The sequence below is a fragment of the Bacillus sp. LL01 genome (genome assembly GCF_001037965.1).
On record NZ_LFEL01000006.1, the window covers coordinates 220,976 to 236,026 of the forward strand.

At 46.1% G+C, this 15,051-nt stretch carries 13 protein-coding genes; 4 read left to right on the plus strand and 9 right to left on the minus strand.

Translation table 11 applies throughout. The features are described from left to right. Positions 1-59 precede the first annotated feature (59 nt). A complete protein-coding gene (locus AB685_RS32410; RefSeq protein WP_277814297.1) occupies positions 60-194 on the plus strand; it encodes a hypothetical protein in 135 nt (44 codons plus the stop codon). Positions 195-705: 511 nt separating this feature from the next. Here the strand turns inward: AB685_RS32410 and pruA are convergent. From pruA to AB685_RS18075, 5 genes are all read right to left on the minus strand, one after another. Beyond that, on the minus strand, positions 706-2,250 hold the full coding sequence (gene pruA / locus AB685_RS18055; RefSeq protein ID WP_047971989.1) for an L-glutamate gamma-semialdehyde dehydrogenase: 1,545 nt from the start codon (positions 2,248-2,250) through the stop codon (positions 706-708). Positions 2,251-2,581: 331 nt separating this feature from the next. Then, a complete protein-coding gene (locus AB685_RS18060) occupies positions 2,582-3,745 on the minus strand; it encodes a CamS family sex pheromone protein (RefSeq protein WP_047971990.1) in 1,164 nt (387 codons plus the stop codon). A gap of 12 nt (positions 3,746-3,757) precedes the next feature. Beyond that, entirely contained in the window at positions 3,758-5,764 is a 2,007-nt protein-coding gene (ligA, locus tag AB685_RS18065) for an NAD-dependent DNA ligase LigA (protein ID WP_047971991.1), read from the minus strand. A 40-nt stretch (positions 5,765-5,804) separates the two neighbouring features. After that, complete coding sequence (pcrA, locus tag AB685_RS18070) at positions 5,805-8,099, minus strand: DNA helicase PcrA (protein ID WP_047971992.1); 2,295 nt, start codon at positions 8,097-8,099, stop codon at positions 5,805-5,807. A gap of 241 nt (positions 8,100-8,340) precedes the next feature. After that, a complete protein-coding gene (locus AB685_RS18075; protein WP_047972044.1) occupies positions 8,341-9,024 on the minus strand; it encodes a heptaprenylglyceryl phosphate synthase in 684 nt (227 codons plus the stop codon). A gap of 275 nt (positions 9,025-9,299) precedes the next feature. Between AB685_RS18075 and AB685_RS31395 the strand changes: the two genes are divergently transcribed. Then, on the plus strand, positions 9,300-9,461 hold the full coding sequence (locus AB685_RS31395; RefSeq protein WP_157860741.1) for a hypothetical protein: 162 nt from the start codon (positions 9,300-9,302) through the stop codon (positions 9,459-9,461). Positions 9,462-9,806: 345 nt separating this feature from the next. Here the strand turns inward: AB685_RS31395 and AB685_RS18080 are convergent, their stop codons facing one another. From AB685_RS18080 to AB685_RS18090, 3 genes are all read right to left on the minus strand, one after another. Beyond that, positions 9,807-10,118, minus strand: coding sequence for a YerC/YecD family TrpR-related protein (locus AB685_RS18080; protein ID WP_047971993.1), 312 nt, complete (start codon positions 10,116-10,118; stop codon positions 9,807-9,809). Positions 10,119-10,144: 26 nt separating this feature from the next. Beyond that, complete coding sequence (locus AB685_RS18085) at positions 10,145-11,179, minus strand: DUF3048 domain-containing protein (RefSeq protein ID WP_128755900.1); 1,035 nt, start codon at positions 11,177-11,179, stop codon at positions 10,145-10,147. Positions 11,180-11,243: 64 nt separating this feature from the next. Beyond that, on the minus strand, positions 11,244-12,989 hold the full coding sequence (locus AB685_RS18090) for an adenine deaminase C-terminal domain-containing protein (RefSeq protein WP_047971995.1): 1,746 nt from the start codon (positions 12,987-12,989) through the stop codon (positions 11,244-11,246). Positions 12,990-13,172: 183 nt separating this feature from the next. Here AB685_RS18090 and AB685_RS18095 point away from each other — a divergent pair, with 183 nt between their 5' ends. Both AB685_RS18095 and AB685_RS32500 read left to right on the plus strand, forming a co-directional pair. Next, the gene (locus AB685_RS18095; protein ID WP_047971996.1) at positions 13,173-13,490 is read left to right on the plus strand and encodes a DUF2892 domain-containing protein; all 318 of its coding nucleotides are present in this window, start codon (positions 13,173-13,175) and stop codon (positions 13,488-13,490) included. 90 nt (positions 13,491-13,580) lie between these two features. Then, positions 13,581-13,685 carry an EYxxD motif small membrane protein gene (locus AB685_RS32500; RefSeq protein ID WP_347230874.1) on the plus strand — a complete coding sequence of 35 codons (105 nt, stop codon included), beginning with the start codon at positions 13,581-13,583 and terminating at the stop codon, positions 13,683-13,685. On the opposite strand, the gene purD is transcribed toward AB685_RS32500, so the two are convergent. Continuing rightward, a complete protein-coding gene (purD, locus tag AB685_RS18100; RefSeq protein WP_047971997.1) occupies positions 13,660-14,934 on the minus strand; it encodes a phosphoribosylamine--glycine ligase in 1,275 nt (424 codons plus the stop codon). The two genes, AB685_RS32500 and purD, sit on opposite strands and share 26 nt — an antisense overlap. Between the last annotated feature and the right edge of the window lie 117 nt (positions 14,935-15,051).

The following is a 15,051-nucleotide window of genomic DNA, read 5'->3' on the forward strand; positions in this document are numbered from 1 at the left end:
AGTTAATATATGTAAAAAAATAGAAATTTACTAGTTGGTTTTGGGGTATTCTTGCTGTTTTGTTTGGAGTTCGTGCGGATACAGGGGGAGTTGATGCCAAACTGGGGCAAGTTCGTGCGGAAAGTTGCCAAGTTCGTGCCAAACAACCCATAGTTGATGCCGAGCAGTTTTTGCAGGCTTATTTTGAGGGTTAGAAAAACCGAGCAAAAACCGCCCGGTCTTTTTAAAGCAAAAAATTTTAGTTGATTGGTTAATCTCCGCTGTTCCTTTCCGCAAATAGCTTCGCTTTCCACGGGGCGACCTTGAGCCTCCTCGGCGTTCCCTGTGGGGTCTCAAAATTGTCGCTATTCCCCCGTAGGACAAGGAAGGCTACGGCAGCGATACATCGCACGCAGAAAATGCTCGCATTTTCAAGGAGTCTTCGCTATTTGCTCCAATCCACAGCTAGAAACCAGTCATCTCATTAAGATAGTTTTTAGTTATCCTTTCGGTGAATGAAACCACCTTGTTGATTGGAGTGGAAGGCGCGAAGACTCCTGTGGGAGGAAGGGTCAGGGGAGACCCCACAGGCTTGCCGAGGAGGCTCCCGGACCGCCCACTGGAAAGCGAAGCGCCTGGAACGGAGATCAACAGAATTATATGCTTTCTTATCTTTTAAAAAAGAAGCTGACACCCAACCGGGCACCAGCTTCCTCTCTATAGAAATTATAAACTTTCAGATGTTGTTTTCGCTTGCAGATGAAGCAATAGGTAGTCAGGACCGCCCGCTTTGGAGTCTGTTCCTGACATGTTGAATCCGCCGAATGGCTGGTATCCAACAATCGCACCTGTGCATCCACGGTTGAAGTATAGGTTACCAGCGTGGAAGTCTTCACGTGCTTGTTCAATTTTGTCGCGGTTGTTCGTGATGACCGCTCCAGTTAGACCGTACTCTGTGTTGTTGGCAATCTCAAGCGCATGATCGAAATCTTTTGCTTTTGCAAATGCTACAACAGGTCCGAAGATTTCCTCTTTCATCAGGCGAGCTTCAGGGTCGACGTCCGCAACGATTGTTGGCTGTACGAAGAATCCTTTGGTGTTGTCCCCTTCGCCACCAGCTAAGATGCGACCTTCTTCTTTTCCGATTCCAACATATTTCATTACTTTATCAAATGCAGCCTGGTCGATTACAGGTCCCATGTAGTGGTTCTCTGTAGGATCGCCGACTGTCAATTCTTTTGTCAGTTCCACTGCACGGTTCAATACTTGGTCATATACATCTTCTACGATTACCGCACGGGAGCACGCAGAACATTTTTGACCGGAGAAACCGAATGCAGATTTTACGATGGATTGTGCTGCCAACTCAAGGTCTCCCTCGCTGTCTACCACAATCGTATCTTTACCACCCATTTCAGCGATTACGCGCTTTAACCAGATTTGGCCAGGGTTTACTTTGGAAGCACGCTCATAGATTCTTAGACCAACGTCACGGGAACCTGTGAACGAGATGAAGCGTGTACGCGGGTGGTCTACAAGGTAGTCCCCAACTTCTGCACCGCTACCTGGTACAAAGTTAAGCACACCAGCAGGCAGGCCAGCCTCTTCCATTACTTCTACAAATTTAGCTGCAACAACAGGAGTTGTAGATGCAGGCTTTAGTAGTACTGTGTTACCTGTTACAATTGCCGCTACTGCTGTACCAGCCATGATTGCAAATGGGAAGTTCCAAGGGGAGATGATGACACCTACACCTAGTGGAATATAGTTATAACGGTTGTATTCACCTACACGACTTTCTAAAGGCATACCGTCTTTTAATTTCAGCATTTGACGCGCATAGTACTCAAGGAAATCAATCGCTTCTGCTGTATCTGCATCCGCTTCATTCCAAGGCTTCCCTGCTTCTTTAGTTAAAAGTGCAGAGAATTCGTGCTTACGACGACGAATGATTGCTGCCGCACGGAACAAGATGTCTGCTCTTACTTCAGGCTTCACTTTGCGCCACGTTTTGAACGTTTCGTCTGCAACTTGCATCGCTTTCTCCGCTAAGTCACGATCCGCCTTTGACACACGACCAACAACCTCTTCTTTATTTGCAGGGTTCACGGATACGATTTTATCTTCTGTCGTAACACGTTCTCCACCAATAACTAAGTCGTAATCTTGTCCTAAATAAGAGTTCACTAGTTTTAAGCCTTCAAGATAAGCTTGTTTGTTTTCCTCATTAGTGAAATCCGTAAATGGTTCATGTTTGTAAGGTAATACCATTACATTCGCCCTCCTTTGCATTCTAAAGCGCTTGCATACATTTCCCATTCTACCTTATAGTAACTAGTCTTTCAAATATTGTTTATTTTCTAATAGGAAGAAATATCTATAGGCTGGGAGAAATGGGCTAAATGTGGTTTTTAGGTATGAATAAAGATGCTTTTTTGCAAAAAGTTACAATGAGGGCCGAAAAAGTCACAATGTGCCCTTAAAAAGTTACAATCATCTCCTAAAAAGTCACAATAACCCCAAAATTAGTTGCAATCGCTCCTGAATTCCCGGCAAACATAAAAAAACCCACTATCCAAAAGAATAGTAGGTTCCAAAAAAATTAATAGATATGAACAAACGGTTTTTCCGCTCCGGCATCCCTTACAATCAACGCTTCCTCTCCACTGATGGAAGAGATGGATACTTGTAGATTGATATAGTTCGGGAAGTGTTCCACCACGAGTCCCGTCACATATTGGGTGAAACCGATCAGTTCGGCTTTCCCGTTGAATTCCATATTCACTTCAATCGAAAGCTGTTGAAGCTCGCCATCACTGTAGTAACCTTTGCCGACAACCCCTGTATGGTTTGGAAAATAATCGTCGATATCCAATTTGAAGTTTTCAAACCTAACAGCGTCATCACGGTATATTTCCGTTGTTTTACTATTAGGGAAAAGGTGATATTCCTCGTTCACACTATCCCATTTACCGATTGTGTTGTTGCCCGAAGGAACATTAGCCTTGGCTATGAAACTTCCTGGTACAACTGAATTCGCAGGACTTTGCTTGTACAATCCGATCATGATCGGGACATTTTCCAGTCCCTCCATTGTGCGCACCCTTTTGATTATCTCTTCTGCAATTTTCTTTCCTTCAGCTTCCAGGTCTTCATCCGGGATAGCATACTCCCTTGGAAAGCCACCATCATTATCTGAGAGGTTATAGTAATGGACCGAGTTAAGTGCTATTCCTATAGCCACACCGCCAAGCTCAACCTGGTCCTCACCTCTGCGAATAAGGAAATTCTGTTCTTGGATATGAGCTAGGTAAATTGGGCTATCTTCATTCCTTGCCTCTGTTTCTTCAATTTTCTCTGATTCTTGACCACGGGCAATCGGCGGGTTCAGCCCCAAACTTCCCTCGCCAGCACGGCGCTTCAACCATTCTGAAACGGTTCCCCGCTTAATATATTGTCCTTCTTGATACAGATAGTTGTCAGAGGGGAATACCTCCTGAGCCATGCGCATCAATCCGGTTTCCAACTCCTCCACATCGACCCGGCTATTTAGACGCGGGGCGATTTGGCCACGGGTTTCCCCTGGCTTGTAGGGCAGGATGGTTTGATAATAGTCATCTGATATTTTATATCGTGGAACAATGGCTTGTTCCGTGTTTTCCTGCTGCGCTGGATCTTGTACCACTTCTTCCTGTTTCTCGAATCCTGGCACACATCCGGTGGCAAAAAGAGAAACAACAAGGAGCAACGACAAAAACCTTTTCACTTCCAACACCTCTTATGATTGTATTTCCTTGAGCATTTGCGCCTCGTTCCAAACTTCTATTCCAAGCTCTTGCGCTTTCGTCAGCTTAGAGCCAGCTTCTTCTCCTGCAACGACCAGATGGGTGTTCTTGCTGACACTGCCTGTCACTTTTCCGCCAAGCTGCTCAATGGCCGCTTTGGCATCGTTCCGTGACATCTCTTCCAGCTTCCCAGTCAGGACGACCGTTTTTCCTGCAAAATAGGAATCCACATCTTCTGCGCTGACGGGCTTCGGACCTTTATAGGCCATATTGACGCCAAGTTCTTTCAGTTCGGCAAGCAACTCTGCCACTTCCGGCTGTTCGAAATAGGTCACGATGGAATCAGCCATCTTGTCGCCGATCTCGTGGATGGCAGTCAACTCTTCCTTCGTCAAGCTTGCAAGTCGGTCCATATGGTCGAATTCCTGCGCCAATGTTTTGGCAGCTTTTGCTCCGACCAGGCGGATTCCAAGGCCGAACAGAAGGCGCTCAAGCGAGTTATCCTTCGTTTTATCAATGGCAGATATCAGATTATCAGCAGATTTCTCGCCCATTCGCTCCAGCTCAAGTAGCTGTTCCTTGATTAATTTATATAGATCTGCCACGTCCTCTATCAGGTTTTCACGGAAAAGCTGTGCGATCACCTTTTCACCAAGACCATCAATATTCATGGCATTACGGGATACAAAGTGGATCAATCCTTCGCGAATCTGTGCCGGACATTTCGGGTTGATGCAGCGCAGTGCCACTTCCCCTTCAATGCGAACCAGCTCGCTTTCACATTCAGGGCAATGGGTCGGCATCGTGAAGTCCCGCTCTTCCCCGGTTCTTTGCTCTACAAGAACGTTTACCACTTCCGGGATGATGTCTCCCGCTTTTTTGACAATGACAGTATCTCCAAGCTTGATGTCCTTTTCACGGATGAGATCTTCATTATGTAAGGACGCTCGTTGGACGGTTGTTCCCGCTACACGCACCGGTTCCAGAATTGCAGTGGGAGTTACCACACCTGTTCGGCCTATGTTCAGTTCGATATCCAATAGCTTGGTGGTCACTTTTTCGGCAGGAAACTTGTAGGCAATTGCCCACCTTGGACTTTTCGCGGTAAAACCAAGCTGTTCCTGATGCTCGATGTTGTCGACTTTAATGACGATACCGTCTATATCATACGATAGATCCGGGCGTTTTGTGTGCCAACCTGTGACATATTCCAGAACTTCTTCTATGGAAGTGCAAATCTTTCTTTCCGTGTTCGTCTTGAAGCCCATTTTATCGAGATAGTCCAATGCCTCGTTGTGGGAATCAACGCCTGTTTCCCCAGCATCCGAAAGACTGTAAACGTACACGGACAGGTTGCGGGAGGCAGCGATTTTTGGATCGAGTTGGCGAAGGGATCCCGCTGCAGCGTTACGCGGGTTTGCAAACGGCTCCTCTTCACGTTCCATTTTCGCGGCATTCAGCTTTTCAAAAGAGTTCTTTGGCATGAAGGCTTCCCCGCGGACTTCAACGGTTACCGGTTCTTTTAATCGCAAGGGGATGGATTTAATCGTTTTAAGGTTCATGGTGATGTCTTCACCTGTTGTCCCATCGCCACGGGTGGCACCAAGGACGAACAGGCCATCCTCATAGCGGAGTGACACGGCAAGCCCATCTATTTTCAGCTCGCAGACATATGTCACATCATCGCCCACAGCCTGTTTCACTCTGCGATCGAAATCTCGCAAGTCATCTTCGTTGAAGGCATTGCCTAGGCTGAGCATCGGTGTGCGGTGCTCGACCTTATTGAACATCTCAAGTATATTTCCTCCTACACGTTGCGTCGGGGAGTCTGAAGTTTGTAGTTCGGGAAAATCCTTCTCGAGCGTCAGCAGTTCCTGTAAAAGGGAGTCGTATTCGGCATCTGAAACAGACGGTTTGTCCAGCACATGATATTCATAGTTAAATTGGTTCAGTACATCATGCAGCTCGCGTACCCGTTTTTCAGCTTGTTCTCTTTTCATGCAAAGTCGTCCTTTCTCTTTTGGCGGTTTTCATCTACTATTAAACCTTCGTCACAGGTGCAAACTTAGCCAAGAGGCGCTTGACGCCTGTAGGACTTGGAAACGCGATGTCCAATTCCTTGCTGTCGCCATCTCCTTTGACACTGACAACCGTACCGACTCCCCACTTTTTATGCTCAGCTTTGTCTCCTACCATCCAGTCTAAGCTTTCCCCTCCTGATGCGGTCAGTCCACGGGATGGTGCGGTAGTACGACGTGCAGTTTGAGATGCTGAACCTGCGGAACTTGCAGCCCTTCCTCTTTCTGAGGTGGCTCCTCCAAACGGAGAACCTGAACTTCCTCCACGACTCCCAAACGGTGTTGGACGTGACAGGCTTTCTTTTGGCTCGGGGCTTTCCAGTAATTCTTCCGGTATCTCTTTTATGAATCGGGAAGGTGGGTTGAGGTTCGTACGGCCGAACAAGGTACGCATCTGGGCATTCGTGATGAATAATTCCTCTTCCGCACGTGTAATCCCTACATAAGCAAGGCGACGCTCCTCTTCCATTTCCGCTTCTTCAAACAATGAACGGCTGTGAGGGAATACCCCTTCCTCCAATCCAATCAGGAATACAACCGGAAACTCCAGTCCTTTTGCAGCATGCAGGGTCATTAAAATAACTCCTTCCTGCTGGGCAGGATCCTCATCGTCCAATTTATCAATATCGGCAACAAGCGCAAGGTCTGTCAAGAATGCAACCAGGCTCTTGTCATCGTATTTTTCTTCAAAGTTTTTCGTAACAGACAGGAACTCGTCGATGTTTTCGAGTCTGCTCTGCGATTCAATCGTTTTGTCCGCTTTCAGCATTTCACGGTAACCGGATTTTTCAAGTATTTCTTCCACAAGCTCGGTAACAGAAATGTACTCCTGCATCTGTACATAGCCTTCAATAAGCGCGCGGAACTCTTTCAACTGGGACGTTGCACGACCGCTGACGCCAATCAGGTCCACTTCTGCAAGCGCGGTGTAGATAGAGATATCGTGCTGCGTAGCATAGTTTGCTATTTTATCAACAGTTGTAGCACCGATTCCACGTTTTGGCACATTGACGATACGTTGCAGGCTGATATCATCGTCAGGGTTGGCAATCAGACGAAGGTAAGCAAGGATGTCCTTGATCTCTTTGCGGTCGTAGAACTTGGTCCCGCCAACGATCGTGTAGTTGATGTTGGACATGAGGAGCATTTCCTCCATCACACGCGATTGGGCGTTCGTACGGTATAGGATGGCAAAGTCGCCAAGGGTGCGTTTTGGATCCTTTTGCATGAGTTCACGCATTTTCCCTACCACGAACTGTGCTTCCGTTTTTTCGGAATCAGCTTGATAATGGATGATTTTCTGCCCTTCAGAGTTCTCGGTCCAAAGGTTTTTCGGCTTTCTGCTGACATTTTTCTCGATTACGCGGTTTGCCGCTTCCAGAATACGTTTTGTTGAACGGTAGTTCTGCTCCAGCAGTACCACTTCCGCGTTTGGATAGTCCTTTTCAAAAGAAAGGATGTTTGCGATATCCGCCCCGCGCCAGCGATAGATGGACTGATCGGAATCTCCTACTACACAAAGGTTTTTCAGACGGTCCCCAAGAAGCTTAACTAAAGTGTATTGCGCATGATTCGTATCCTGGTACTCATCGACATGGATGTATTGGAATTTGCGTTGGTAGTATTCCAGTACTTCCGGCACGCGCTTGAACAGGTGGATGGTCGTCATAATCAGGTCATCAAAATCAAGCGCCTGGTTCTTTTTCAGCCTTTTTTGATAATCAGTATAAATTTCGGCAACCTGCTGCTCGTATGGACCAAGTGGCTGTTTCGCATACTGCTCCGGGTTCATGAGTTCATTTTTGGCTGAACTGATGGTACCTAACATCGTTCTTGGTTCAAACTTTTTCGGATCGATATTGCGATCCTTTAAAATATTCTTGATGACTGACAGCTGATCTGTCGTGTCCAGAATGGTAAAATTGCGGTTCATACCGATGCGGTCAATGTCACGACGCAGGATCCGCACACACATGGAGTGAAATGTAGAGATCCAAATGTCTTCCGCTGCCGGCCCTAGAAGCTTTTCGACACGCTCCTTCATTTCACGGGCGGCTTTGTTCGTAAAAGTGATCGCCAGGATGTTCCACGGTGCTACCTGTTTTTCCGCCATCAGATAGGCGATTCGATGTGTAAGAACCTTCGTTTTTCCGCTTCCCGCTCCGGCCATGATCAGTAACGGGCCGTCCATTTTCTTTACTGCTTCCTGCTGCATCGGGTTGAGTCCCTCAAGAAGTCTCTGACTTAAATATTGCATATTTTTTCACCGTCCCAACAAACATATGTTCTTATTTTCTATCATACTAAATTGTCGTGAATATTACTATTTATTTTGGATAATTGGTGATACACCGCTGTTGATTTCCGCACTGGGCTTCGCTTTCCACGGGGCGGTGCTTGAGCCTCCTCACTTCGTTGCGGGGTCTCAAGTCTACCGCTACCTCCCGTAGGAGTCTTCGCCCTGTGCTCCAATCAACTGCTAGAAAATCGTTTAAAGCTTATTTTTTCACAGCTTCCACTGTCTTCAATGCTTCTTTCAAATTATCATAGACCGAGTTCCCTACCACAATGGTATCTGCGTAGGCTGCCATTTCTTTGGCGCGTTCAGCTGTTGAGATCCCGCCCCCGTAGAATAACTGGGTTTTTTCGAGTGTCTGTTTTGCCGCTTGAACCATTTCCAGGTCTCCGTACGTTCCACTATATTCTAAGTAAAAGATAGGTAGATTAAACATTTTCTCTGCCAATCTTGCGTAGGCAATGACATCCTCTTTTGTGAGGTCGGTTTTTGCATCAGTCAACTGGGCTGCCTTGCAATCTTGATTGAGGATGCAATAGCCCTCTGCAACGATTTCCTCCCAGTTCATGATGTCACCATATTCTTTAAGTGCCTCTATATGAAGGTTCACGACCCATTCCGTTTTTCTACTGTTCAACACGCTTGGGATAAAATAAAAATCGAATCCCGGTGTGACCGATTCAATGGTGGAAACCTCCAATGCACATGGCAAGGAATATCTGCGCACCCTGCTCATCAAGCTCAGCACATTATCGAGTGTGACCCCATCCGTACCACCGACTAGAATTGCATCAGTACCAGATTCGCACACCAGTTCTAAATCTTCGTCCGATATCTCTTTATTTGGATCCAATTTAAAAACGTGCTTCCACTCACGTATTTCCATTAACACTGCAAACGTCCCCCATTCTAATTTCCATTCCTTTATTATATCAAAATCCAAGGCAATACGAAAAAGAGAAACGGAGATTGTGACTGGAAGTTACGACCTTTTCTTGCTAGACCAAAAGTTATATTTTTCAGTTGCCCTGTTATTCCTTTTGTTTTGCGGGTAAATAGATAAATAACATCTTAAGAATACTTATGAAAATAGTTGTCTTTTGATAAATAGATGCATATCGCAATCAATCCAAAATATGATGTGATAAGGAGGTGTCCAACATGCCTATGTGGCTCTGGTTCGTCATTGGCTTCGCTATTCTCCTTGCATTCGGTGCTCTCGTAGACTACTTTGGGAAAAGAAGAAGGAAAACGGCTGACCCTGCAGCATCAACCAGAACAGTTGACCAAGTTAAATCAAATCAGGAGACGTTTTACCGCTGACACAAAAAGCAGCTGTCTGTCGCATGAAAGTTGGACGAGAATTTTGCATCATGAATAAAAGGTGGCCCACCGTCAATCAGTGGGCCACCTTTTCTTTTGGCTGTTTTCGTAAACTTTGTTGCTTTTACGCATTTATCAACCAACCGTTATAATCCTTGCTGTCGTGCTCTTTTCCTGGATATCTTAATAAGCTTCCTGCCAATTTTTGAGTAGATAAGCTGTGAAAAATCCAAGAGCCGATTTTTCTTGTGAAAAAGTCCAATTGCCGATTTTTCTTGTGAAAAAGTCCAATTGCCGACTTTTAACAAGCGAATAGCAACAATCTTTGAGAAAAGAGCTTTTCTTTTAAACCTCTTCTGTTTTCTTTTCCTCAGCAATGCGCTCAAGTGCCATTTCATAGGCATCGTTTCCGTAGTTTAGGCAGCGCTTCACTCGGGAGATAGTGGCAGTACTTGCACCGGTCTCCGTTTCTATCTTATGGTACGTAAACCCATCTCTCAGCATTCTTGCTACTTCTAGGCGCTGTGCCAACGATTGGATTTCATTGATGGTGCAGAGGTCATCGAAGAATCGATAGCACTCTTCCATATCTTTCAAGGAGAGGACCGATTCAAATAGTTGATCCAGTTCTTTTCCACGTAGTTTATTGATTTGCATAATGATTTCTCCTTTGCTTGTTAAGACTAGTATGAAACTTTTTCTAAATCGGGTACGACCTGAATCCATGTTTTCCCCGGAGTGAGTGGAACCTGTTCGCCATTTGCGTAAGGAAGGAGTTTTCCATCCACTGATTTCCACTGTACATCAAAGCGTTCTCCGTTTTGAATCAGCACTCCATTTCCACCGGATGTGATATCTATTTCTTTTCTTCCCTGGTCATCAATTACGGTATGTGGCGTTTCGACAATGAAAACGTTATGGGCGATGATCTCTTCCATCGTTTCCAGATCGGTATGTTTCTCGCCGGCGCTATAACGGACGTAAGCGTTTTTTTTTGCGTCATATTTATAATCAACTTGTGTTGTTTGTCTTGATGAGTATTTTATTTTCACCTGTTCGGCAGCATTTCCATCAAGTTCATTCTTCTGCCCTTCTTTTAAAAATGTAAAGGAGGGTACTTCTGCTTCTAAAGAATAACTAAGCTGTTCTGCACCTTTTTTAATATTTTCAGAGGTGATATAGGAGTTGTGAGGTGCCTGACGGAAGCTTGCACGTTTGAAAAGTGATCCATCATAGGTCAAACCGTTTATCCCATCCACTTCTTTATTTTCAATTTTCGTTCTGGCTGCGGGACTCCATCCGTGGAACACGAAAAGGGCATCATAACCTTTAGTCAGTTCGACAAAATACTTCCTTGCACTTCTTACCGGACCTACCGTATCAGGCATTTCACTGTGGAAAATAGCCAGAAACCTGGTAATATCCCCTTCTGCAAGCACTTCATACACAATATCGGCCTTGTGAAGCCCTGATTGTGGACGTGCCTTCCCATCATTATTGACCATGACGGCAACAGGACGTGCATCTATTTTCTCTTCCACCGCTTCTCCTGTCAAAGGTGCTGCATCTAGGGGTTCAGAAACCTCCGTTGCCACCTGTTCTTTCTCTTCCTCTGCCACTTTGGTGGACTCTTCTTTCGGCTCTTGACTTGTATCGACGTTTGAATCATCAGATTGACAGCCTGCTAGCATCAGCATCAAAACTGTCAAAAATAACATTATTTTTTTACTGCCCATCCTAAAACAAACACAACCTTTTATTATTTTTTCACACTTTTACATTTTAACGCATTATTGACGGAAAGAGTACCGTTTTATTCATCACATCGTATATTCCTCTAGGTGTTATTCTGATATAAGGAAGATGTGTGGATGATAAAAACAATAATGTGTAGATGGGATCATTGAAGCTGTAGCCTCTTGAAAACAGTTGATTTCGCAATACTGTTTCCTGCTTCATCAGCTCCTCCATTCCACAGTTTGACATGCCGCCTGCGAGTGGAAGCGGGATATCGCAAATGACCTCTCCGTCCTCCACGAGTACCATCCCTCCACCTAACTCCTTCATGTGCTTGAAGGCCTTCAGCATCGCTTCTTTGTCTTTTCCGATCAGTACGATATCCCCTGTGTTCGAATAAGAGCTCGCAAATCCTTGTACACGTGTGCCGAATCCTTTGATGATCGTATTCACGCGCCACTTTCCTGCACGGTCGATGAGCATGAGAAACGACTCGTCATGTCTACTTGAAAGGCTGTCTCCAGAAACATCCACCGAGATAGTATATGGTTTAATGATCACTTCGTTGACCATTTCCATCCCTAATGCCATGGAAAATTGCAGATCATCGATGGTAAGATCCCAACCGAGATTAAGCGGCCCGAGCCCAAGGGATAGCCAATCCTGATCTGGGAATGCCTCATCGTTTGGCGTATTGTCCCTTGTCACCCATATCCCTTTTGAGAGGACAGAGACCGGGGTCGGCTCCTCTTTTGCCTTTAGGAAGTTGATGTTGGCAATGCGTCCAGGTGCGATGCTCCCGTGAAGGGAATCAATGGAGAAGTGCCTTGCCACATTATAGGAAGCCATCCGGTACGCCTCAATGAGAGGGACTCCTTTATCGAGGGCGATCGCGATGGTTCGATCAATGACACCGCTTTCATAAAAGCTTGGGGTAGATCCGTCCGTATTGAAAAAAGCCTGGTCATAGTAATGGACACCTGACGCCTCCAGCTCTTCTAGGATTAACGGGAGATCCGGTCGGATGGACGAATAGCGAAGGGATGCATGATACCCTTGTGAAATACGTTTGATCACATCCGCTCCGTTCATCGCCTCATGATCGCTATGAATGCCGAGCAGCTGCATTTTCGTCAGCGTCTTTTCCGACGCGCCAGGAAAATGGCCTTCTACCGGCTTTCTACGAGCTTTTGCCTCCTGAACCCATTGCAGGATCATGTCGTCACCCGCCATCAGTTTCGGCCAGCTTGTCAGTTCGCCGCCCTGCATCACGAGGGGATGATCCAACCAGCTTTTCATATTGGGATTGGAGAAAATCTCCTCCTCATTCTGGATTTCGGTCTGGGCATCAAATCTGCACCACCAGTACATGGTCGCAGCTGATTTATTCATTTTTTCTATAAAAGAAAACGCTTTCTTTTTCGTCATCTGCAAAGTAAGCATCAGGTTGTCATTGACGAATGTGGTGGTTCCCAATTTCGATGCATATTGCGCAAAGGAAAGGGGATTATAAAGTTGAAACGGATGAACATGAGGCTCTATATACCCCGGCACCAGGAAGAACGACTCACAATTGACCACTTCCGTATTCTTTGTGTTTGCAGGAAGCTCGTCTCCTACATAGACGATTCGGTCTTCATGGATCCAGATGTTCGCTGTCATCCACGTTTTCAACTGCACATTTAAATATGTGGCATTGGTGAGAATCATGGTCGGTGCTTTTTTCCCGTCTATCACCGCAACCTGTTCCCGTATTTTTTTGCTTTTCCATCTATATGCTTGTTCATGCATGCTTATCACCCACTCTTTGTGAGATTGTATCAGTTTAGGTTTTGTCGTGAAAATTATTGTGATATAACCTCTTTTTACCATGTTACCATAACAGAGTTTTACTTGCATTACCGTTCTTGATAATTATGTGAAAATTTTATCAACTTTAAAGGCCGTTTCAGAAAATTGTTGGAGGGATTTATTATGAAGGTGAAACCGAATATCAGCATTATCAATGCCATGGTCCGTATCTCAGCAGGCTTTGCAGCGTTAGCCTGGATTACAAGCAAAATGGTTCGTCGTCCACACCGTGATTCCTACAAGCTTGTAGCACTGCTGGCAGGAATGAAAATCGCCGAGGGCATCCTGCGCTACTGTCCGATGACAGCAGGCTTTGAACGCTTCCAGGAATACCGCAACGACAACAACAGCGAAAACAACCACTACAACTTCGACTTCGACGACTTCGAAGGCAAAGCCGACAGCGGAGATAGTGGAGCCGATTCCTATAATCCTTCTTGAGGGGAAGGGAAGAGAAAAAAACACCTTTGGGGGTCAGACCCCCAAAGGGTTTTGTTCACTCACGTCGAAATATATAAGGAGGTATGAAAAATGCTAGAATATCTAACCGATATGTCATTCGTACTGGCGACAATCATTGGTGGCATTGTCGCGATCTTGTATGTTTTTGTTAAGAGGAAACGCCGGACGCATTAGCTTTGTTGGCGATATCACTCCGATAGAACAAGTTGTCACATTTCACTTTGCTCAGCTCTTCGTAAGTCGTCTTCTGGGCTTGTTCCAGGCTGTCGTTTTGGGCAGCAACCAACAGTACACGTCCGCCGTTGGTCACAAGCTTTCCGTCACGTGACTCTGTGCCGGCATGAAAGACAAGACCCTTCCCATTCCCGATCTGGTCCAGCCCTTCTATCACCGCTCCGTTATCATAGGCTTCCGGATACCCAATGGATGCCATCACCACTCCGACCACCGACTTTTCGGACCATTTAAGTTCCAGCTCTTCTCCGCGCAGTACACCTGTCAGCACTTCTCCCAAGTCCGATTCCAATCTAGGCAGGACCACTTGCGTCTCCGGGTCCCCAAAGCGAGCATTAAACTCAATCACTTTTGGACCTTTCTTTGTCAAAATTAACCCTGCATATAAAATTCCAACAAACGGACGCCCTTCGTCCACAAGTGCTTTAGCCGTAGGAAGCAGCACCGTTTCCAGCGCCTCCTCCACAATCCGGTCCGAGATCTGCGGAACCGGTGAGTATGCTCCCATTCCACCGGTGTTCGGCCCTTTGTCCCCGTCATACGCACGTTTATGATCCTGGGCGATGACCATCGGGTAGACCTTCTCTCCATTAACGAATGCCATGAACGAGAACTCCTCCCCATCGAGGAACTCTTCCACCACAAGCTTAGAAGAGGCCTCGCCGAACTTGGACTCTGCCATCATTTCATACACCGCATCAAGTGCCTCTTGTTGCGTCATCGCGACCACTACACCTTTTCCTGCCGCAAGACCATCCGCCTTCAGCACAATCGGTGCACCTTTGCTTTCAATATACATTCTTGCTTCATCATACTCCGTGAACGTTTCATAGCCAGCTGTCGGGATTCCGTATTTTTTCATGAGATCTTTGGCAAAGCTTTTGCTACCTTCAATGAGGGCTGCCGCCTTGGTTGGACCGAATACTTGAAGGCCCTCCGCTTGGAATGCGTCGACGATTCCGTTCAATAATGGTACTTCCGGTCCCACCATGGTCAGGTCAATTTTATTCTCTTTTGCAAAATCAATTAAAGCGTTCGTGTCGGATTCTTGAATTGGTACGAGGGTTCCGACCGTTTCCATGCCGACGTTCCCTGGTGCGATAAAGACTTCTTTTACAGATGGGCTTTGTGCGAGCTTCCAGGCGATGGCGTGTTCGCGGCCGCCTTTTCCAACTACCAATACTTTCATTGATTTTCCTCCAGTCTTGTTGTGGGGTTTGGATTTTCTAAAAAAACAATTTCGGGATCTCGTTAACTCCTGTTTCCTTCCGTTCCAGGTGTTCGCTTTCCGCGGGGCGGTGCTTGA